The 22883-nt window shown below is 74.7% G+C and carries 8 protein-coding genes; 1 reads left to right on the top strand and 7 read right to left on the bottom strand.

Annotated features, from left to right (window positions below; all coding sequences use genetic code 11):
• Positions 1-3 precede the first annotated feature (3 nt).
• Complete coding sequence (locus IEZ20_RS36275; RefSeq protein ID WP_229896443.1) at positions 4-9726, bottom strand: non-ribosomal peptide synthetase; 9723 nt, start codon at positions 9724-9726, stop codon at positions 4-6.
• Positions 9726-13664 carry a non-ribosomal peptide synthetase gene (locus tag IEZ20_RS36270; protein ID WP_229896442.1) on the bottom strand — a complete coding sequence of 1313 codons (3939 nt, stop codon included), beginning with the start codon at positions 13662-13664 and terminating at the stop codon, positions 9726-9728. Before IEZ20_RS36270 ends, IEZ20_RS36275 begins: the two co-directional genes overlap by 1 nt.
• Before the next feature lie 259 nt (positions 13665-13923).
• On the opposite strand from IEZ20_RS36270, the gene IEZ20_RS36265 reads away from it, so the two are divergent.
• The gene (locus IEZ20_RS36265) at positions 13924-16770 is read left to right on the top strand and encodes a non-ribosomal peptide synthetase (RefSeq protein ID WP_229896441.1); all 2847 of its coding nucleotides are present in this window, start codon (positions 13924-13926) and stop codon (positions 16768-16770) included.
• A gap of 61 nt (positions 16771-16831) precedes the next feature.
• Here the strand turns inward: IEZ20_RS36265 and IEZ20_RS36260 are convergent, their stop codons facing one another.
• The 5 genes from IEZ20_RS36260 to IEZ20_RS36240 form a co-directional block, all read right to left on the bottom strand.
• A complete protein-coding gene (locus IEZ20_RS36260) occupies positions 16832-18397 on the bottom strand; it encodes an ABC transporter substrate-binding protein (protein ID WP_189306779.1) in 1566 nt (521 codons plus the stop codon).
• Between the two features lie 306 nt (positions 18398-18703).
• Entirely contained in the window at positions 18704-19903 is a 1200-nt protein-coding gene (locus IEZ20_RS36255) for a cytochrome P450 family protein (RefSeq protein ID WP_189306777.1), read from the bottom strand.
• Positions 19904-19956: 53 nt separating this feature from the next.
• Positions 19957-20340, bottom strand: a complete 384-nt coding sequence (locus IEZ20_RS36250) for a hypothetical protein (RefSeq protein ID WP_189306775.1) — start codon at positions 20338-20340, stop codon at positions 19957-19959.
• A gap of 202 nt (positions 20341-20542) precedes the next feature.
• Entirely contained in the window at positions 20543-20692 is a 150-nt protein-coding gene (locus tag IEZ20_RS36245; protein ID WP_189306773.1) for a hypothetical protein, read from the bottom strand.
• A gap of 415 nt (positions 20693-21107) precedes the next feature.
• A complete protein-coding gene (locus IEZ20_RS36240; protein ID WP_189306771.1) occupies positions 21108-22580 on the bottom strand; it encodes an amino acid permease in 1473 nt (490 codons plus the stop codon).
• Positions 22581-22883 lie beyond the last annotated feature (303 nt).

The following is a 22883-nucleotide window of genomic DNA, read 5'->3' as shown; positions in this document are numbered from 1 at the left end:
GCCTCAGGTTTCTTCCGGGGCGCGGCGGTGGGGTGCGTGGGCGGCCGTCGCCGCCGCGTCGATCTCCTCGGCCACCGTCCGGACGTGGGGCGGCCGGACGATGCCGTAGTGGTCGGTGTCCAGGACGCGGCGGTGCGACGGCTCGGGCAGGTGGCCCCGCCACCGGTCCAGTTGGTCGTCGGGTTCGCCGAGCGGGGGCAGTCCGGGGACCGGACGGGCCGCGAGCCAGAGCCGGCTGGGCGTGCCGGTCAGGCGCGGCGGCTCGTACGCCGCCATGCTCGCGAGGTTGGCCCGGCAGCAGTGCGCCAGCCGTTCGGCGTAGTCCTTCGCCGCCTGCCCGGCCGCCGTGCCCGTGGCGCCCGTTCCCAGTTCGTGCGCGAAGACCGCGTCGATCCGGGACTCGTCGTAGTCGGCGAAGCGCGGCCCGGCGCCGGGCGGGGGCGGGTCGATGAGGAAGAGACCGTCCGCGGCGCGTCCGCCGGCCTCCGCCTCGGCGGCCATCTGCAGCGCCACCCAGGCGCCGAAGGACCAGCCGGCCAGGTGCAGGCGTCCCCCGCCGTGCGGGAAGCGGCGGCGCAGGGCGGCGAGGTAGTGCCGGGCCCGTTCCGGGAGGGTCCACGGTGGTGCGGGCCGGTGCAGGGCGGGGTCGGCGATCAGGCAGACGGTCAGGTGCGGGCCGAGCGACGACACCAGGGCCCGGTACGCCTGGATGTCACCGCCGACGGGGTGGACCAGGCAGAGCAGGTCGCTTCCCGTGCCCTCCTGCCACACCTCCAGGGGTACGCGGTCGCCGGTGACCGCTCCGGCCGCGCGTGCCGCGTCCGTTGCTTCCGCCGGTCCTGCCTGCTCGCCGAGGAGCGTCAGTACTTCGGTGAGGCTGACCCGGTGGCTCATGCGGGAGAGGTCGAGGTCGACGCCGAAGTTCCGCTTCACCTCGCCGATCAGGTCGAGCAGGGTGAGCGAGTCCGCGCCCAGGTCGTAGAGGGAGGCGTCCGGGTCCAGCTGCTCCTGCCCCAGCCAGCGGCACAGGTACTCGGTGAGCAGTTCGGCGGGCGGGGCGGGTCGTTCGGGGCCCGTCATGGGCTGTTCCGGCGGGGGAACGGGTGCTCCGGCGGGGGTCTCGTAGTGTCCGCGGGCCTGTTCGAGGGGGATCGTGGACACCAGCAGGTGCGGCAGTTGCAGGTGCAGGGCCCGTCCGAACACCCGGCGGCCCTCCGCGACGCCGATGCCGACGGCCAGGTGTGCCTGGTGCCGGGCGTCGGACCGCAGGGCGTCGCGGGCCATCCCGGTCTCGTTCCAGACGTCCCAGTCGATGCCGATCCGCAGCGTGGTCTCCGCCGGGGTGGCCCGGTGGCGGGCGAAGCCGTCCAGCAGACCGTTGGCCGCGGCGTAGTCGAGCTGTCCGACACCGCCGAACTGGGCCGCCATGGAGGAGCAGTACGCGGCGAACTCCGGCCGGTAGCGCTCGATCAGCGACTCGACCAGCAGGGCGCCGTTGCGTTTCGCGGCGGTGGCCCGCCGCATGGCGGCGGCGTCACGCCGGACGAGGAGTCCTCCGGCCGCCACGCCCACGGCGTGGATCACGCCGTCGAGCCGGTCGGTGTGCCGTTCGACCAGCGCCCGCACCTCCCCCGGCGGCTGCTCGGCCAGGTCGGCCTCGACCAGCCGGACGCGGTCCGCCCAGGCCGCCAGGCCGTCCGGCAGCGACGCCCGACGGGCGACCAGGATCACCCGGCGGTCGCTCCCCTCCAGCAGCCAGGCCGCGAGGGCGCTGCCGATGCCACCCGTGCCGCCCAGGACGAGGTGAACGCCGTCGGGTGCGAGGGGCGGTGCGGTGGCGGGGGGCGGGGGTGCGGGGACCGGCAGGAGGGTCTGCTGCCACCAGTAGCCCTGGCGCAGGGCCAGCCGGTGCGGGTGCGCGGTGGCGGGGTCCGGCTCCGTCAGGACCGGGGCCAGCAGCGGTGCCCAGTCGGCGAGGTCGGGTCCCGGGAGGTCCAGCCAGCGGCCGGTGCCGGCGCGTTCCTGGCGGGGCACCTCGCAGGCGCCGGCCAGGAGGCCGAGTTCCGGCCGGTCCACGGCGCCCTCCACGGGCTGGGCCCGGTGGGAGAGCCAGAAGGCGCGCAGCGGCCCCGTCCCCGTGCGACCGGCCAGCGCCCGGACCAGGGCGGCCGGGGTGTCGACGCAGGCCCAGTGGGCCCGGTCGAGTGACTCCTCGCCCACCGCCCCGTCGACCGCGAGGGGCAGCGCGTGCAGCCAGTCGACCCCCGTACGGGCATCGTCGGCCAGCGCGTCGAGGAGCAGGCCCAGCGAGCCGGGGTCGGCCGGGTCGGCCTGGTGGAGGTCGTCGGCCAGCCGGAGGTGGCGGTCTGCCGCGACGACCTGCACCACCCTGGTGTAGGCCGCCCGCAGGGGGCTCAGCGCGGCCTCGGGCAGCGGCTCGGCCGCCATCACGACCAGCAGGCCGCGGGTGGGTGCGCCGGGTCCTGCGGGCAGGGCCCGGCGCAGCCGTACCCAGTGCGGCTGGTGCAGCCACTCGGTCTCGGGCAGGCGTCGCGGGCCGTCGGAGGGCACCGGCGCGGGGGCGGAGGGGACGCGCTCGAAGTCGTGGTCGTCCAGGCGGAACGCGGGCGGCGGGAAGTCCCAGGGGGCCTGCGCCGGTCCGTCCGGCCAGCGGATCGCCCGGCCCGCCAGCCAGGCGTCGGCCAGCTCCCGGGCCGTACGGTCCGCGGCGGGCAGGCTCTCCTCCCCCGGTGTCACCTCGGTGCCGGCGGCCGTGCGCAGCCAGGCCACCGCGGTGGCGGCGTCCGGGCAGACCTCCGCCGTCCGCCAGCGGTGCGCGGGCCGGCCGGCCTGGAGGTGCCGCAGCACCTGGGGGTAGGCCTCGGGGCGGGACCGGAGGTAGTCGGCGATGCGGGAGGCGTCGGTGCGCAGGCCCTCCGGGCTGCTGCTGGACAGGAGCAGACAGGGCGGGGCGGCGGGGGGTGCGGCCGGTGCCTGCGCCGCCTCCCGCGGCTCTTCCAGCAGCAGGTGGGCGTTGGTGCCGCCGATGCCGAAGCTGCTCACGGCCGCGACGCGCGGCCGGTCCCCCGGCCACGGGCGGGCCTCGGTGGGGATGTGGAACGGCGTGAGGTCGCCGATCCGCGGGTTGACGCGGCGGAAACCGGCATGGGGCGGGATGACGCCGTGGTGGACGGCCAGGGCGGCCCGCACCAGTCCCACCACTCCGGCCGCGGCGCCGAGATGGCCGATCTGGCTCTTCACCGAGGCCAGCGCGCAGCTGTCCGCCGTGCCGAGGTCCAGGGCCTGGCGGAGCGCGGCCACCTCGACGGGGTCGCCGAGCCGGGTGCCGGTGCCGTGGGCCTCGACGTAGCCGACGTCGGCGCCGGTACGGCCGCCGCGCCGCAGGGCGGCCCGGATCACCTCGCGCTGGCCGGCCAGGGACGGGGCGCTGTAGCCGAGTTTGCCGGCGCCGTCGTTGTTGAGGGCGGAGCCGGTGACCACCGCGTAGACGGTGTCGCCGTCGCGCAGCGCGAGCCGCAGGGGTTTGAGTACGACCACACCGACGCCGCTGGCGCCGATGGTGCCGTCGGCGTCGTCGCTGAAGGGCCGGCAGTGCCCGTCCGCGGAGAAGATGTGCTGGGGCTGGTAGACGTAGCCGCCGGTCAGCTGGGGGTCGACGAGCACGCCCCCGGCCAGCATCACCTCGGCGTCGCCCTGGCGCAGCAGGCCGGCCGCGAGGTGGACGGCCACCAGGGAGCTGGCGCAGGCGGCCTGCACGGTGAACGCCGGTCCGGTCAGGCCCAGGTGGTAGGCGGCCTTGGTGGCGAGGAAGTCCTTCTCGTGGTGCAGGGCCAGCTGGAAGCCGTCGGGCAGCTGCGCCGGGTCGGCCTCGCGCAGCATGGCCTGGAAGTACGTGTTCTCCCCGCAGGCCGCGACCAGGCCGACGGTCCGCCGGGCCGGGTCGGCGATGCCGGCGTGGGCGAGCGCCTGCGCACAGTTCATCAGCAGGTGGCGCTGCTGCGGGTCCATGAGGCGCGCGTCCCGTCGGCTGATCCCGAAGTGCTCCGGGTCGAAGGCCAGCGGACCGGCCAGCTGACTGCGGGCGCCGACGAGCCCGTCCGCCGCGTCGAAGTACTCGACGCCGGTGCCGCCGTCGCGCACCATCCGCCAGAAGGAGGCCAGGTCGTCGGCACCGGGCAGCCGCACCGCCATGCCGATGACGGCCACCGGTTCGTCGGTCCCGGGCGGCGGGACCGCGACCGCGGAACCGGCCGCCGTGCCGACGGCCGGAGACCGGTCCGTCGCGTTGCCGGACGGAGGACCGGGCGGCGTGGGCGGGTGGTCTTCCAGGAAGCGGGTCAGCCGGCGGACGGTGACGTGTTCGAACAGGTCGGGGACGGTCAGCCGGAGGCCCAGTTCCGTGGTGCAGCGCAGGTGGAAGCGCATCAGGGTGAGGCTGGAGGCTCCGGCGTCGAAGAAGCGCTGGTCGGGGTCGATCGGTGTGCCCGTCACGGACTCGAACAGGGCGGTGAGGCGGGCCTGGAGCGGGGAGTGGCCGGCGGGCTGGAGCGGGGACTGGTGGGAGGTGACAGGGCGTGAGGTCAGGTCCTCGCCGGGGGCGGTGAGCGCTCGGCGGCGGTCGAGTTTGCCGCTGGGGGTGCGCGGCAGCGCGTGCAGGCGGCGGAAGCGGTGGATCCGTACGTGAGGAGGCAGCAGCGGGGTCAGGTGACGTGCCAGTTCCTCCGGTGACGGCGGCTCGTCCCGGCACTGGAGGCAGGCGGTCAGCCGCTCCCCGTCCGGGACGACCACGGCGTTGACGATCCCCGGGTGCCGCAGCAGCGCGGCCTCGACCTGGCCGAGTTCCAGCCGGTGGCCGCTGAGTTTGATCTGCTGGTCGTCGCGGCCGAGGTAGTGCAGGAGCCCCTCGTGGTCGAACCGGGCCCGGTCGCCGGTGCGGTAGAACAGCCCGAGGCCGGGCAGGTCCACGAAACGGGTGCGGTTCGGTTCGGCGTCGCCCAGGTAGCAGCGCGAGACCAGCGGGCCGCCGATCAGCAGCCGGCCGGGGCGGCCCGGCGGGACGGGCTGGTCGGCCTCGTCCACGACGCGCAGCCAGGTGTTGGCCACGGGGCGGCCGATCGCCGGTCGTTCCGGCCACCGGCGGGGGTCGCCGTCCAGGCGGAGCGCGCTGACGACGTGCGTCTCGGTCGGGCCGTAGTGGTTGAACAGGCGTGCGCCGGGCATCCCGGCGAACCACCGGCGGATGGCGTCCGTGCACAGCAGCTGTTCGCCCGCCGTGATCACCTCGCGCAGCCGCGAGGGGTAGCGGCCGAGGTGGACGGCGTGCTCGGCGAGGAGCTGCAGGGCGACGTACGGCATGTGGACGCGCTCCACGCCGGCCGACTCCAGCTGGGCCAGCAGCGCGGGCGGGTCCTGCCGCCAGCCGGGCCGGACCAGGTGCAGGCAGCCGCCGCCGCACAGGGTGCCGAAGATCTCCTGGAACGACACGTCGAAGGAGAGCATGGAGAACTGCTGGGTGACGGCCGGTGCGCCCAGGCCACCGGACTCGTGCTGCCACTGCAGGAGGTTGCACAGGACCCGGTCGGACACCTGAACGCCCTTGGGGGTGCCCGTGGAGCCGGAGGTGAACAGGGTGTACAGGGGCCGTCGGCCCCGGTGCGGCGGACGTGCGGGCGCGGGCGCGGTGGACAGGACGACGGGGTGGCGGGGCAGGTCCGGCGGGGCGATCGCGTCGAGTGCGGGCTCGCCGTCCGGCGCGACCAGGACGCACAGCGGGCGTGCCCGGTCCAGGATCTCGCGCAGCAGGGCCGGCGGGTAGCCGGGGTCGAGCGGTACGGCGGTGATGTTGAGGCGGGCCAGGGCGAGCAGCGCCACCACGTGTTCGACCGAGGGCTCCAGGTGGAGCGCGACGGCGCGCGGACCGTCGTCGTCCCCGGGCGGCTCGGGGAACCGCTCCAGGAGTTCGGCGGCCAGCGCCGCGGCATGGGTGTTCAGCCGGGCGTAGCTGAGGGTGCGGTCACCGGAGGCCAGGGCGGGGGCGGCGGGCGTCAGGCCGACCTGGCGGGCGAACGCCTCGGCCACCGTGACGCAGGCCGGCTCCGCCGAGGGGCCGCGGCCGGGGTCCGGAAGGCTGTGCCGGTACGGCGCCGCCAACTGTGCGGGGCTGGTGTCGGGTGCCCCGGCCAGCCGGTCCAGTCCGTCCCGGAAGAGGCCGGCCAGCGCCTGCACCTCCGGGGCGGTGAAGGCGCCGTCGGCGTACTCCCACAGGCAGTCGAAGCCGTCCGCGTGCTCGACCACGGACAGGGTCAGCGGGCACTTGGCGTGGGCCGGGGCGAGCCATGCGGGGCGGGTGTCGCAGCCCGGCAGCGCCAGCGCGGAGAAGTCGGTGTTCTCCAGGACGAACAGGAAGTCGAACGGCGTACCGTCGCCCCGGCCGTCCCGGTCGGCCAGGACGTCGGCGAGGGCCACGTCCTGCCGGTCCAGGACGGCCTGCGCGGCGGCGGCCTGGCGCAGCAGCCCGGCGCGCAGCGTCGCGCGGGGCGCGACCCGCAGCGGCAGCAGCACCGTGTTGGCGAACATGCCGACGCTGCGCTCGAACTCCTGCACGGGACGGTTGGCGACCGGGCTCGCGATCCGCAGCCACGAGCGGCCCGTGACGCCGTACAGGCTCCAGGCGAAGACACCCAGCAGCACCTGGAAGCGGGTGAGCCCCAGTTCGGAGCAGAGCCGGTCCAGGGCGGTACGGCGCACCGGGTCGAGGGTCGTGCGCAGGAGGCGGCCCCGGGCGCGGGCCGCCCGGGACATGACCGGTTCCCCCGCCTCCCGCTCCGCTTCCGCCCCTTCCGCCCCTTCCGCCCCTTCCTCCTCGTCCGCCTCCGTCCGGGCGTAGTGGGACCGCAGTTCGGCGCGCTGGGCCCGGTAGTCCGGCCGGGTGAACCAGTCGGCCTGCCAGGCGGCGAAGTCCAGCGGGGTCGGCGCCGCCGGGGCGTCCTCGTCCGTCGCGGCCGCGTACTCCTGGGAGAGGTCGCGGAAGAGGACGTTGAGCGACCAGCCGTCGACCGCGATGTGGTGCAGGTGCAGCAGCAGGACGCCGCCGCCCTCGCCGTGCGCCAGCCAGCGCGCCCGCAGCAGGCGGGGGCGGGCCAGGTCGAAGGGCGTGGCGAAGAAGCGACCGGCGAGGTCGCTGTGATCCCCGTGAGGGCCTTGGTCTCCTTGGTCTCCTTGGTCCCCGCGTCCGCCCCCGGCACCGCCCGGGGCCCCTTCGGCAGCACCCGGGGTCCCTTCGGTGGCGCCCGGGTCCGTGGGCGGCTCCGTCCACGGGTCGTACGGCTCCCCCACCACCTGGCGCAGTCCCTCGGCGGTGGCTTCGAACGCGGTGCGCAGTGCCGGGTGCCGCACCACCAGCCGGTGCAGCGCGCGGCGCAGTGCCGCGCTGTCGACGGTGCCGTGGATCCGGAAGGACAGGCCGACGTTGTAGGCGCAGGACGCGGGGTCGCGCTGGTGCAGCAGCCAGAGCCGCTGCTGCTCGGAGGTGGCCGGCGCGGAGCGGGCACCGGCCGGGACTGGCGGCGCCGGGTACGGCGAACGGCCCGTGCCGCGTCCGGCCTCGACGGCGGCGGCCAGTTCCGCGATGGCGGCGCCCAGCACCAGGCGCTGGGGCAGTTCGCAGCCCCAGCGCCGGCGCACCTCGGAGCGCAGGCGCAGGGCCTTCAGCGAGTCGCCTCCGCTGGGGATCCAGCGGTCGTCCGGGCGCAGGCCCGCCACGCCCAGCACCCGGCCGGCCAGGTCGAGCACCTGACGCTGCAACGGGGTGGCGGTCGCGGCCGTGGCCGTGCCCTCGGCGCGCCGCCAGGGCTGGTGGTCGTCGCGCCGCAGCAGGGCGGCCTGGTCGGTCTTGCCGTTGGCGTTCAGCGGGAGTTCGTCGACCAGGTGGAGGCGGTGCGGCCGCATGTACGGCGGCAGGCCGGCCGCCAGGTGGCGGTCGAAGTCGTCGAAGTCGAGGCCGGGCCCGGGCACCAGGTAGGCCAGCAGCTCGTTGACGCCCTGCTCCTCGTCCCGGCGCGTGCAGACGTGGGCCTGCCGGACCGCCGGGTGGGCCAGGATGTGGCGTTCCAGCTCGCCGGGCTCGATACGGAAGCCGCGGACCTTCACCTGCCGGTCGGCGCGCCCCACGTAGGTGAGGAGACCGTCGGCGCCGCGTGTCACCAGGTCGCCGGTGCGGTAGTAGCGGGTGCGGCCTCCGTCGTGCCAGGGCAGCCGTACGAAGCGGCGCGCGGTCTCGTCCGGCAGGTTGCGGTAGCCGGCCGCCAGCGCGTCCCCGGCGAGGAGGAGTTCGCCCACCTCGCCGGTGGCGGCCGGGCGGACGCCGTCGGCGACCACGAGTGCCTCGGTGCCCGGCAGCGTCCGGCCGATGGGCACCACGTCGCCGGCGAAGTCGCGCGGGATGGGGTGGCACAGGGCGAAGGTGGTGGCCTCCGTGGGGCCGTAGACGTTGTGGAGCTGGGTGGGGCTCGCGCTGTTGTCCCGGTACCAGCGGCGGATCAGCGGGGCGTTGAGCTGCTCACCGCCGACCAGCACCTGGCCGACGCCGGCGAAGCAGTCCGGGACCCTGTCGACCACGGCGTTGAAGAGCGCCACGGTCATGAAGAGCGTGTCGACGCGCCGGCGCCGCAGCTCGGCGGCGAGCAGGTCGGGGGTCTGTACGACGTCGTCCTCGAAGACCACGCAGCAGCCGCCGGTCAGCAGTGGGACCCACACCTCGAAGCTCAGCGCGTCGAACGCGGGGTTGGACAGGCAGGCGTAGCGCGCGCCTTCGGGCAGATCGAGGTAGCCGGGCCGGGCCAGCCGCAGGATTCCGGCGTCGCGTACTTCGACGCCTTTGGGACGGCCGGTGGTGCCGGAGGTGTAGAAGACGAAGGAGACCGGCGCGGTGCGGGGCGGGAGGGGGGCGTCCGTGACGTCCATGGCCGCCGGGGTCGAGGTGGTTGGGGTGGTCGGCGCGGCCGGGGTGGCCGGGGCGGTGGTGAGCAGGGGGGCCACCGCGAGGGGGGTCACGCCGGCAGGCAGGCCGTCGGGGGGCTGCTCCTCGGTGTGGATCAGGGCCACGGAGGCCGAGTCGGTGAGGATGTGGTCGCGTCGCCCGGGTGGGCTCTGGGCGTCGAGCGGTACCACCACCGCGCCCAGGCGCAGGATGCCGAGCATCGCGCAGACCAGCTGCCAGGACCTCGGCAGGCAGACCGCCACGGCCTGGCCGGGCCGGATACCGGCGCGGCGCAGGGCGGCGGCCACGGTGGCGCTGGCGGAGTCGAGTCCGGCGTAGTCGAGGCGGCGTGCGCCGTCGACCACGGCGGCGGCGTCCGGAGTACGGCGGGCCTGGGCGAGCACACTCGCGGCCAGACCTGCCGCCCGGGGCACGGACGGTGCGGGGGCCCCGGCGGCCGAGACGGGTGCGGTGGCCCCCGGCGCGGCCGAGACGGCAGCCCCGCCGGCCGCAACGGATGCGGCGGCCCCGGGCACGGACGGGGCGGTGGCCCCGGCGGCCAGGACGGGGGCGGCCGGGACGGGCACGGAGGGGCCGGCGGCCGGGGTGGCGGCCCCGGCGGCCGAGACAGATACGGCGGCCCCAGGCACGGACGAGGCGGGGGCCCCGGGCATGGACGGGGCGGGGGCCGGGGTGGGCGGGGCGGGGGTGGTGGGGGTCGGTTTCATCATGTTCTCCGCGCCGGACCGGGCCGGGCCTCGTCGGGTGCCGGACGGGACGCCGGCCGGTGGTCCAGCTCGGACGCGAGCAGCCCGGCCACGGCCGGCAGCCCGGCGGGTTCCAGGACTTCCCAGTGGTCGCAGTCCAGTCGCTCCACGCGCAGCCCGCCGCCGGCGCGACGGCGCCAGTGGTCACCGGCCGCCCGCAGCTCCGGTTCGCCGAGTCCGCGTGCGGCCTGCAGCAGCACCAGCCGGGCCGGGGTGGACGGCGCCCGGTAGGCGCCCGCGGCCGCCCGGTTGTGGTTGTAGACGTGGAAGTACCGCTCGATCTGCTCGTCCTCGATGCCGGGGTACATGCCGTTGAACCGGACGAGTTTCTCCCGGAACTCGGCCATCCCCACCGGCTGGATCGCGGCGCGCGCGGCGTCGTCGTCGCTGCCGTGCGTGTCGAGGAGGACCACGCTCAGGTCGGTGTGCCCGGCCTCGGCCAGCCGGCGTCCCATCTCGTGGGCGACCAGGCCGCCGAAGGAGAGGCCGGTGAGCACGAGCGGCCCGCCGAGCAGTGGTTCGATGAGCCGCAGGTAGTCGTCCGCCATGGCCTCGACCGAGGGCAGGAAGCTCTCACCGGGGTTCAGTCCCGGGGACTGGATGCCGTAGACGCCGTAGTCCTCCGGGAGGGCCCTGGCCAGCGGGAGGTAGCAGAAGGCGGTGCCGCCGCCGGGGTGCACGCAGACGACGTGGCGGGACCCGTCGCCCTCGCGGAACGCGATGAGGCTGCCGGGGGGCCGGGCCGTGGCACCCTGGCGCAGCCGTCCGCCGAGCGCCTCGATGGTGGGGTGCAGCATGATGTCGCGGACGGGCAGCGGCACGCCGAACGTCTCGCGGACGGCGTGGGCGAGTCTGATGGCGGAGATCGACGTACCGCCGAGGTCGAAGAAGTCGTCCCGGACGCCGATGCCGGGGTGGAGCAGCAGCCGTTTCCAGATCCGGTAGAGCGCCAGCTCGATGTGGTCACGCGGGGTCGAGGTGTTGACCTGGGCCGGTCCGGCCGTCCGCGCCCGCGCCAGCAGCGCCTCGCGGTCGAGCTTGCCGTTGGGTGTCCGCGGCAGCCGCGGCACCTCCACGAAGCGTTCGGGGAGCATGTGGGCGGGGAGGCGGCGGGCGAGCGCGGCACGCCACTCGCCCGCCGGCCGGGGCGCGGCGTCGCCCCGGCCGATCCCGGCGACCAGGCGGGCGCCGCCGGTCCCGTCGGGCTCGGCCAGGACCACGGCCTCCGGGACGCCCGGCAGCTCCAGCAGCGCGGCCTCCACCTCGCCGGGTTCGACGCGGAAGCCGCGCACCTTCACCTGCTGGTCGGCGCGTCCGGCGAACTCCAGCCGGCCGTCGGACCGCCACCGGGCCAGGTCCCCGGTGCGGTACATGCGGGTGCCGGGCGGCCCGTAGGGGTCGGCGACGAACCGCTCCGCCGTCAGCCCGGGCCGGCCGAGGTAGCCGCGGGCCAGGCCGGCGCCGGCGACGTACAGCTCCCCGCGGAATCCCGGCGGGACCGGCCGCAGCCGCGCGTCGAGGACGTAGACGCGGGTGCCGGCCACGGGTGTGCCGATGGGCGGGGTCCCGGCTCCGGACAGCGGGGCGCTCATCGTGGCGCAGACCGTGGTCTCGGTCGGTCCGTACGCGTTGACCATGCTGCGGCCGGGCGACCACTGCGCGACCAGGGCCGGCGGACACGCCTCACCGGCCACCACGAGGGTCATGCCGTCCGGCAGGGCGTCGTCGGGGAGCACCGCCAGCGCGGTGGGAGGCAGGGTGGCGTGGGTGACGGCGTGCCGGCGCAGCACCCCGGCCAGGTCCTCCCCCGGCAGCAGCTGCTCCGCCGGCGCCATCACCAGCCGCGCGCCGGACAGGAGCGCCATGCACATCTCCCAGACGGCGGCGTCGAAGCTCGGTGAGGCGAACTGGAGCACCCGGCTGTCCGCGGTGACGGCGAGGCGCTCGAGCTGGCTCGCCGAGAGGCCGGCGATGCCCGTGTGGGTGACGACCACCCCCTTGGGCCGGCCGGTCGAACCGGAGGTGTAGATGACGTACGCCGGGGACTCCGGCCGGAGCGGGGCGGTGCGCTCGGCGTCGGTGAGGTCGGCCGCGTCCGCCGGGTGGGCGGGTTCCGGGGCGCCCGCCGGGGCCGTGTCGTCCAGGAGGACCAGCGGGGCGGTCGTGCCGGGCAGGGCGGGCGCGGTGGCCGTGTCGGTGAGGACACAGGCCGGGGTGGCGTCGGTGAGCATGTACGCGATCCGGTCGGCCGGGTAGGCGGGGTCGACCGGCAGGTAGGCGCCGCCGGCCTTCAGGACCGCCAGGGTCGCCACCAGCCACCGGACCGACCGGGGCAGGGCCACCGCCACCAGGCGTTCGGGGCCCACGCCCAGCCCGACCAGGTGCCGGGCCAGCCGGTTCGCCCGTGCGTTCAGCTCTCCGTACGACAGCGACACCGGGCCGAACTCGACCGCCACGGCCTGCGGGGCGGCGCGTACCCGTTCCTCGAACAGCGCGGGGAAGGGCACCGCGGGGGCCTCGCGGCCCGAGTCCCCCCAGTCGTCCAGCAGCTGCGCCCGCTCGGGCGGGGTCAGCAACTCCAGTGCGGACACCGGGAGTTCCGGATCTGCTGCCATCTGGGTCAGGATCCGCCGGAGGTGCCGGACGTGCCGCTCGACCGTCTCCGGGTCGAACAGGGCGGTCGCGTAGTCCAGGGTGCCGGTGACGCGGTCGCCCTCCTCGGCCAGCGACAGGGCGAGGTCGAACTTGGCGCCGGCGCAGGGCGCGTCCAGCGCAGTCACGTCGAGGTCCGGCAGCACCGGCGCGTCGCCCCCGGCGTTCTGCCAGGCGAACATCACCTGGAACAGCGGCGTGTGGGCCGGACTGCGGTGCGGTCCGACCGTCTCCACCACCTGCTCGAACGGCAGGTCCTGGTGGGTCAGCGCCCCCAGGGTCGCCACGCGGACGCGCCGGAGCAGCTCGGCCGCCGACGGATCGCCGGAGAGGTCGACGCGCAGCGCCAGGCTGTTGACGAAGAACCCGACGAGCCCTTCGAGTTCGGCCCGGCCGCGGTTGGCCGTCGGCGTGCCGATCACCACGTCGGTCTGCCCGGACCACCGGGAGAGCACCAGCGCCCACCCGGTCAGCAGGGTCATGAAGAGGGTGCTGCGGTTGCGCCGGGCCAGGGTCCGCAGGGCGGTGGTGAGTTCCGCGTCGAACGCGACGCGGAGCTGCGCACCCCGGTAGTCCTGCTCGGCCGGGCGCGGACGGTCGGTCGGCAGGTCCAGCAGGGCGGGGGCGTCCGCGAGGGTCTCGCGCCAGTACGCGGTCTGCCGGGCCGCCGCGTCCGCGGAGAGCCGGCCCCGCTGCCGGGCGGCGTGGTCGGCGTACCGCACGGGCAGCGGCGGCAGCGGATCGCCGCCGCCCGCGCGGAACGCCGTGTACAGGGCGCCGAGTTCCCGGGTGAGGACACCGGTCGACCAGCCGTCCGACACGATGTGGTGGGCGGTGACCAGCAGCACGTGCCGGTCGGCGGCCAGCACCACCAGCCGGCCGCGGAACAGGGGGCCCCGGGCGAGGTCGAACGGGGCGGTGGCCTCCTCGCGGCGGAGGGCGGTGAGCCGGTCCTCCGCGTCCGGCCGGCCGGCCAGGTCGTGCACCGTCAGCGGGAAGCCCCCGCCGGGCGGGGCGAACCGCTGGAACACCTCGCCGTCCACGGCGGTCAGGCGGGCCCGCAGGGCCTCGTGGCGGTCGGCCAGCCGGTCCAGCGCGCGGACCAGCGCGCCCCGGTCCAGGGGTCCGCGCAGCTCGTACGCCAGCGGCATGTGGTACGCCTCGCCCGCTCCGGGCAGCTGGGCCAGGAACCAGAGCCGCCGCTGCGAAAAGGAGCACGGGAACGCGGTGGTGGTGTGCTGCGGCAAGGCCGGCTTTTCCCCTCGGGCTCGTCACCTTCGTGCGGTCGGGCACGCACGCTATGGACGGTGGAAACGATTCGGGCAACGATTTTCGGCCCCGTCGACACACCGATCATTGGTCCGCCCGGAGTGCCGGTCAATGACTTTTCGGGCACACCGATCGCGCATTCGGGCAGGCTCGGCCGGAAGTCTCGAAATAGTCCCCGCGGCAGCGAAGATCAGGCAGATCGAGTTCCATTCCCCTGACGGTGACAGGACCTTTTCCATGCCCGATGAGCTGCTCGACGAGGATGGTGCCGAGCACTTCCTGTCGTTCTCCGTTCTCTTCCACGGCGATCTCGACACCGCGGCACTCGACCGCGCCCGCGGGGCCGTGCTGCGCAGGCACCCGGTCCTCACCCGTGGCCGGCTGTTCCGTTCGGTGCTCCAGCCGGTCGGACCACGCGCGTACCGGCTGCTGGTCGTCGCGTCCCGGCGGGTCTTCGACGAGCGGTCGGTGGACGTGTTCGTGAGCGATCTCGCCGCGTCCTACCGCGCGGAGGTGCTGCGCGTCGATCCGGGCCTGCCGGTGCTTCCTCCCACCGGAAGCGAGGAGCTGCGGATCGTCGCCGCCCTGCCGCTGGCGCGGCGGTACTGGGCGGACCATCCGGTCGACGGCGAGCTGCGCCTCCCCGGGCCGTCCGGGGGCGTCCGGGGGGCCGGGGACGGCGGGCCGCTGGAGGTGCGGACGGCGGGGAGGCTGCGGGACGCGCTCCATGCGGTGGCCGAGCACATCGGTGTCACCCCCTTCGTGCTGCTGGTGGCGTCCGTGCACGCCGTGCTGTTCCGGTACGGCAACACGGCGCCGGCCACGGCCCTCGACCTCGACACGCGCACCCCGGGCGAGCACGCGCGCATCGGTGCCCTCGTCACCGAGCTGCCCTTCTCCTCCGCGCCGCGGGGCGGCACCCCGTTCGCGGAGTTCGCCCGCCAGGTCGGTGCCGGGCTGCGCGCACTGCACCGGGTGCGCGACGTCCCGCCGGCCCGCGTCGGGCAGGGGCCGGGCCCGGCCCCCGTCCGGCTGGCCTACCGGCGGTGGACCTCGGCGCCGCGCTTCCCCGGTGTCGTCGCCACGGTGGAACGGGGAGCGCGGGCCGTCCCCGTCCGCCACGCCCTCGACATCGCCGTGCTGGACACCCCGGACGGCATCGAGGCGGCCTTCCGCCACCCGCCGGCCTCGCTGACGGGCGACGGCGTCCGGGGCATCGCCCGGCACTGGCTGGCCGTGCTGAGCCATGTCGCGACCGCCCCGGACACGGTGCTGGCCGGACTGCCCCTGCCGGGCCCCGCGGAGGAGGAGAACCGGCTGCTCGCCGCGCACGGCGGCACGCCCGCGGGCCGTTCCCGGGTGACCGTCCCGGAACTGTTCGCGGAGCAGGTGGCCCGCGGGCCCGGCGCGGTCGCCGTGGTCCACGGGAACCGCCGGCTCACCTACGCGGAACTGGACGCCGTCGCGGCCCGCGTCGCCGGCCGGCTGCGCGGCAAGGGCGTCGGTCCGGGAGATCTGGTCGCGGTGCGGGCGGGCCGGACGGAGCTGCTGCCGGCCGGGCTGCTCGGTGTCCTCAAGGCCGGGGCGGCGTATCTTCCCCTCGACCCGGAGTACCCGGCGGAGCGCCTGGAGTTCATCGTCGCGGACTCGGGAGCCGCCTGCGAACTGGGGGACGCCGACCTGGTGGCCGCCGCCGAGGATCCCGCGCCCTTCGCCCCGGCGGCCGACGCGTCCCCTCCCCCGTCCCCGTCCCCCGACGACCTGGCCTACGTCATCTACACCTCCGGCTCGACCGGCCGCCCCAAGGGCGTGCGGATCGAGCACCGGTCCCTGGTCAACCTGCTGCTGTCGATGCGGGACCTGCTGGACTCCCGGCCGGGGGACCGCTGGCTGGCGGCGGCCTCGGCGGCGTTCGACATGTCCGTACCGGAGTTCTTCCTGCCGCTGGTCACCGGCGGCACGGTGGTCATGGCGGACGGGACCCGCACGCGTGACGGCGCGGCGCTGCGCGAACTGGTCGACCGGGCCCGGGTGACCCACATGCAGGCGACGCCGACCGGCTGGGCGATGCTCCTGGACGCCGGCTTCAGCGGGCCGGGGATCACGGCGGTCACCGGCGGGGAGGCGCTCCCCCTGGCGCTGGCCCGGCGGCTGCGCCCGAGGGTCGGCAGGCTCGTCAACCTGTACGGGCCGACCGAGGCGACCGTCTGGTCCACGGCGGACGAGGTCGGTCCCGACCCGGAGCGGGTGACGATCGGCCGTCCGCTGGCGAACACCCGGGCGTACGTGCTCGACGGGCGCCTGTCACCGGTGCCGGTGGGCGGCTCCGGTGACCTCTACCTGGCCGGCGCCGGACTCGCCCGCGGCTACCTCGGCCGGCCGGAGCTGGACCGGGAGCGTTTCCTGCCGGACCCCTTCGGGCCGCCGGGCAGCCGCATGTACCGCACCGGGGACCGGGCGCGGCGGCTCGACGACGGGCGGCTCGACTTCCTCGGCCGGACCGACGGCCAGGTCAAGCTGCGGGGGTACCGGATCGAGCTGGGCGAGATCGAGTCCCGGCTGCTCGCCGTGCCCGGGGTGGACCAGGCCGCCGCCGCGGTACGGGAGGACAGGCTGGTGGGGTACGTCGTCGGCGGGGCGGACCCGGGCGACCTGAGGCGCGCGCTGGCCGCGTCGCTGCCCGCGTACATGGTGCCCGAGGTGTTCGTCTCCGTGGGGAGCCTGCCGGTCACCCCGAACGGCAAGCTCGACCGCCCGGCGCTCCCGTCCCCGCCGGACCCGGCACCCGCGGACGGGGCGGACCAGGTGGCTGGGGCCGGCCGGACGGACGGGGCCTCCGGGGCGGAACGGGAGGAGGACGTGGCGGAGTCGGTACGGCGGATCTGGTGCGAGGTGCTGCGGGTGCCGGAGGTGGGCGACACCGAGGACCTGTTCGACCTCGGCGGACACTCGGTCACGGTGGCCCGGATCTCGGCACGGATCCTGGACCGGCTGGGCGTCGAGGTGCCGCTGCACGTGTTCTTCGACACCCCGACCGTCCAGGGCCTGGCCACGGTGATCACCGGTCTGCGCACCCGGCCCTGACCCCGCCTTCGCCGGGGCCCGCACGGCAGGCCGGGCACCGGCGAAGGCCCCCGGGGCCCGGTCAGTCCTTGCTGATCTCCCAGAAGCGGAACACCGTGGAAGGGTCCAGGCAGTAGTCGACGCCGTGGACGCCGTCGCGGACGACCGCGTACTGCTTGGCCTGCCACACCGGCAGGACGGGGATCTCCCGGGCCACGATGTCCTGCAGCTCGCCGAACGCCTCGTCGGCATCCTCGCGGTGGCTCTCGGCGGCGGTACTCGGGATCAGCTCGTCGGTGACGGTGCGGTTCTCGTAGTGGTTGCCCAGGACGTTGCCCTTGCCGAAGAAGGGGGCCGTGAAGTTGTCGGCGTCGGGGTAGTCCGGCACCCAGCCCTTGACGTAGACCCCGTACCTGCCCGCGGCGATGTCCCGCTCGTACCGGTCGAACCGCACGGACTTCACGTCGGCGTCGAACAGCCCGCTGGCGTTGAGCTGTGCGGCGATCGCCCGCATCTCCTGGTCCGTGGCCGGGCCGTAGCGGACGGGGGTGGACCAGAGGGTCAGCCTCACCTTGCCGGTGATGCCGTCGGCGCGCAGCACGGCGGCGGCCGCCTCCCTGGAGGGACGGCCGCCGTACCGGTCGAAGAAGGCCGTCGTGTGGCCGCCGATGCCGGCCGGGACGATCGAGTAGAGCGGGATCGCCGTGTCCCGGTAGACCTCCTTGACGAGGGCGTCCCGGTCGAGCACGTGGGCGATGGCCCTGCGTACGGAGAGTCTCCCGGCGACGGGGTCGCGCATGTCGAAGACCAGGTGCTGGACCTCGGCGCTGCTGCCCTCCACCACCTCGACGTCCCGGTGGCCGATCTGGAGGCTGAGGTCGGAGATGTCCAGGGCGGTCAGGCCCCGGTAGGCGATGTCGACCCGGCCGTCGACGAGGGCCCGCTGGAGGGCGTCCTGGTCGCCGTGGAAGAACCTCAGCCGGACGCCGGAGTTCTTCACCCTGGCGTTCCCCTTGTAGTGCTCGTTGACCGAGAAGACGGCCTCGCCCTTGCTGAAGTGGTCCAGCTTGTAGGGTCCGGAACCGACCGCCGCGCCGTCCGTGCGCAGCTCCCTCGGGTCGTACTGCCGGTGATCCACGATGGAGCCCGCGCCGGACGCTATTTTGCTGGGGAACGTGGCGTCCGGGACTTTCAGCTTGAATATGACGGTCCGCTCGTCCGGCGTCTCGATACGGTCCAGAGAACCGAACATGACCGCCGGGCCGGCCGGGTCGTTGATGCGCACGGTGCGGTCGAAGGAGAATTTGACGTCCTGTGACGTCAGGGGGTCTCCGTTGCTGAATCGCAGACCGTCCTTGAGAACGCATGTGTAGGTCTTGGCGTGGCCGTCCGTGAAAGAGCACGTGTCGGCGGCGTCCGGCTCGGGTTCGGTTCCTCCGGCGGGAAAACTGAGCAGCGACTGGAAGACATTGTTGAACAACAGCCACGAGCCGGGGTCGTAGCCGGAGGCCGGGTCCGTGGCGAGCACGCCGTCGGACATCCCGACCACCACGCGGGGGCTCTCGCCGAGGGTGGTGCACCCGGTCAGCAGAGCGAGCGCCAGTCCGGCGGGGGCGAGCCGGGCCGGCCACTGGTTGAGCATGTTCACCGAATGTGTGCCTCGTCTTGGGGTCTCACTGATCCGCGGACCGCTCGTCGCCTTCGGGCGGGTGCGGTCCGCAGCCGCGCGGAAGGGCCCCGGCCGGAAGGGCTCCGGGCCGTCGGGGACCGCGGCGGATCACGGGGGGGGGCGGACGGCCTGATCGCCACGGGAGCGCGTGGAAGGCGCCCGGGACTGCCGATCGGGAGGGCCGGTCGAGAGCACTCTAGGGCCGCCGGATCACCGGACCCCGCGTCCGCGGAGGCACTGTCCGAAGAGGCAGCGGTTGTGCACGGACACCCGCTTCCGGTGCCGTCACCCCCACCGCACCGGCAGCCGCCGGGGGCCGTGGACGAGCATGCCGGGCCGCCAGGCGACGGCCGCCGGGCTGGTGTCCAGGCGGAGATCGGGGAAGCGCCGTAGCAGGGCCCGGACGGCGGTACGGGCCTCCAGCCGTGCGAGCGGGGCGCCGAGGCAGTGGTGGATGCCGTGTCCGAAGGCGATGTGGCCCCGCGCGGGGCGGCGGATGTCGAAGCGGTCCGGGTCGGGGAAGCGAGCCGGGTCGCGGTTGGCGTCGGCGACGACGACCAGGACCGGCTCGCCGCCGCCGGGGATCACCGTGCCGCCGATGTCGACCGGTTCGGTGGTGAAGCGGAACGTCGCCGCCTCCACCGGTCCGTCGTAGCGCAGCATCTCCTCCACCGCCGCGTCGACGAGGCTCATGTCCGCGCGCAGCGCGGCGAGTTGCCCGGGGTGGGTGAGCAGGGCCAGCACGCCGTTGGAGATCAGGTTGGCCGTGGTCTCGTGACCCGCCACCAACAGCAGCCAGGCGGTGCCGACCAGTTCCTCCGGGCTGAGCCGGTCGCCGTCGTCGTCACTGGTGCGGACCAGGGCGCTCATCAGGTCGTCGCCGGCCTCGCGGCGCTTGTCGTCCAGCAGCCGGGCGAGGTAGGCGCCCATCTCCCGGCTCGCCTTCCCCCGCACCTGCGGATCGGGGTGGGAGAACACGTCGGTGCTCCAGGTCCGGAACGCGGCGCGGTCCAGCGTCGGTACGCCGAGCAGTTCGCAGATCACCGTCATGGACAGCGGGAACGCCAGGGCCTCGACGAGGTCGGCCCGCCCGTCCGGCCGTGCCCGCATCGCGTCGAGCAGCGCCTCGGTGATCTCCTCGACGCGCGGGGCCAGTCGCTCGACCCGGCGCGGGGTGAACTCGCGGGCGACCAGCTTGCGCAGCCGGCCGTGGTCCGGCGGGTCGGAGTTGAGCATGTTCGGTCCGGAGGCCGGCCGCACCACGGAGAAGGTGGGTGCCGCCCGCGCCCAGGACTTGACGAGGCGGGGGTCGGCGAGCGCGGCCCGCGCGGCTTCGTACCCGACGACGAGCCACGCCTCGTAGCCCTCGGGCACCCGCACCCGGTGCACGGGGCCGGTCTCGCTGAGCGCCGCGTACACCGGGTAGGGGTCGTTGACGAACTCCTCGCCCAGCGCGGCGAGGTCGAGGATGCCGGCCGTCGGCATGGGGCTCCTTGGGAGACGCGGGGCGGAGGAGGGGTGCGGGTGCGGGCGGTGCGTCAGCCGAGGTCCACCAGGTAGTGGTTGGTGGTCGTACCCTTCGCGGCACCCGTCCAGCCCTTCGAGGCGGTGAAGTGGGCCGTGCCGACGTAGAAGCTCTTGTCGGGGTTGGTGTTGTAGACGCCGTACACCTTGCCGTACGTGCTGCCGGAGACGAGGGGGAGCTGCCCGCACGTGCCGGGCGAGATGAGCGTGGTGGAGATGCCGCCCTGCTGGGGGAGGGTCGCGTAGGCGGTGTAGTTGCCGTACGCGCAGACCTTGAAGGTGTGGGCGGTGGCGGCCGACGCCGGCCCCGCCGTGCCCGCCAGCACGGCTCCGGTCAGGCAGGACACCGCACCGATGGCCAGGGAGGCCTTGCGGGCCGCCTTGGAGGTCAGCTTCATGACGTTCTCCGTTCCGTTCGGTGGTACGCAAAAACAGCCGATACCGGCGGTGGGTCGATGTGCGGGACGTTGGGGGAGTGCCACCCACGACGAGGAACGTCCGACCGCGTCGAAGGGATGAGCCGTCCGCCGGCGGGCGAACCGGCCCCACGCACCCCGCCCGGCCGGGAGATGCGCACTCCCGGCCGGGCGGGGGCGGTCGTCACCAGGACGGGGGGAAGACCCCGGCGGTGCTGTGCGTGCTTCCGGGATGGTCGACCGCGGCGACCGTGGCCACGGCGCCGAACGCCAGCACGGCCGCGATCAGACCGCCCACGAGAGCACCGAGGCTCCTCCGGCGATTGCTTTGCATCGTCCAGACCTTTCGTCGTGCGGGGAACGCCCTGTTCGGGCATGTGAAAGTGTGCGCAGGTCCTGGTCCCGGCGGACCGCCGCAGGACCGGGCGTGCCCCCAGGGACGGCGATGCCGCCCGACGGGGCACTGTGGGCGAGGCCGACGAGGCGCAGTCGAGCACGGTTGCGCACGGCGCGGCCCGCCCGGGTTCCGCCCGGCCGGACCGGGGCGGGGACGGGTGCCGGCACCGTTGTGCGGCGCCGGGCACCCGGGTACGTCCGCCGGCCCTTCCGCGGGTCAGGTCACGAGGGAGGATCCGTGCCCCGGCCATCCGCTACCGGTCGGCATCGACGGACGCACGAGGACGCTATGCGACCGCGCTCGGCCTGCGGCGTTCCGTGCCTGCCCCTTTGCCCTTTCGGGCAGCGAGGCGTCACTCCTGCCCCGTCGTGCCGGCCCCGGCCTGCGCGGAAACGTTCCTACGCACCACGAACCAGCCGCCCACCAGCGTCCCCACGACCAGCGGGAGGCACTCGACCGTGGTGCGGGAGACACCGCCGTCCTGCCACATCAGCACCACGATGGAGGCGAGGAAGACCAGGGTGACCACCTGGGTGTAGGGGGCCCAGGGCAGCCGGTAGGCGGGACGGGTGACGGTGCCGTCCTGCGCGCGCTTCCAGAACAGCAGCGAACAGATCATGATCATGCCCCAGGTCCCGATGATGCCGAACGAGGCGAAGTTGATGACGATCTCGAACGCCTTGCCGGGCATCGCGTAGTTGAGGACGACGCCGAGGACCCCGAAGCCGGCCGTCAGCAGGATGCCGCCGTACGGCACTCCGCCGCGGTTCATCACGCCCGTGAACCGGGGCGCGGAACCCGACAGGGACATGGAGCGCAGGATGCGTCCGGTCGAGTACAGGCCCGAATTGAGGCTGGACAGGGCGGCGGTCAGGACGATGAGGTTCATGACGTCGGCCGCGCCCGGGACGCCGAGCCTGGTGAAGACGGTGACGAAGGGGCTCTCCCCGGAGGCGTAGACCGAGGACGGCAGCAGCAGCGCGAGCAGGACGACGGACCCGACGTAGAAGAAGCCGACGCGCCACATGATCGAGTTGACGGCCTTCGGGATGATCTTCTCCGGGTGTTCGGTCTCGCCGGCCGCGATGCCGCACAGCTCGACGCCCGCGTAGGCGAAGACGACCCCCTGGATCAGGAGCAGCATCGGCGTCCACCCGTGCGGGAACAGACCGCCGTGGCCGGTGACGGTCGCGAGCCCCGGGGTGTGGCCGCCGACGTCGTGCCGGGTGACCACCAGGTAGAGGCCGACGAGCAGGAACACCACGAGGGCGGAGACCTTGATGACGGCGAACCAGAACTCCATCTCGCCGAAGTACTTCACCGAGATCAGGTTGGCCGTCAGCACGACGGCCAGGGCGATCAGGGCGAGCACCCACTGCGGGACGTCGGAGAAGGCGGACCAGAAGTGGGCGTAGGTGGCGACGGCCGTGATGTCGGCGACGGCGGTGGTCGCCCAGTTGACGAAGTAGAGCCAGCCGGCCGTGTACGCGCCCCTCTCCCCCATGAACTCCCGCGAGTACGACACGAACGCGCCGGAGGAGGGCCGGTGGAGCACGAGTTCGCCCAGCGCCCGCACGACGAGGAAGGCGAAGACGCCGCACACGGCGTAGGCGATGAAGAGGGACGGGCCGGCGCTGTGCAGCCGGCCGCCCGCGCCGAGGAAGAGGCCCGTGCCGATCGCACCGCCCACCGCGATCATGTTGACGTGCCGTGACTTCAGGTCCTTCTGGTAGCCGGCGTCGCCCGCGTCGACGTGGGGGGTGCCGGCGGCCGGCGTCGCGGCGGCCCGCGGGAGATCGGCCGCGGTCGTGAGGGGATCGTTCATGGTGGTCGCTCACCTTCGGGGTGTCTGCACTGAGCGGGAACCGGGGTCCGCGCAGGGCGGAACCGGCGGACGCCACGCGGCCGCCGGATCATCCGGTTCATGACGTGCGGTGCCGGGTGCCACGGCGTGACGCCGGTGGCGTGCCGTGGGCTGCGCAAGGGGTCCCGGTCGCACCGCTCGGAGCAGTCTGGGGGCGGACGGCCGCCGTCCGCCCGGTCCCGCGTCCCGCGATGCCCGATGGGACAGGGGGCGTACCCGAAGGGGACGGATGGTGACCGGCAGGTGTCGGACCGTGGACAGGAC

Origin of the sequence: Streptomyces cinerochromogenes (assembly GCF_014648635.1) — a bacterium.
In the GTDB taxonomy this organism is placed as follows: domain Bacteria; phylum Actinomycetota; class Actinomycetes; order Streptomycetales; family Streptomycetaceae; genus Streptomyces; species Streptomyces cinerochromogenes.
Note: the sequence above shows the minus strand (reverse complement) of the source record. Positions and strands in the feature narration are given on the sequence as shown.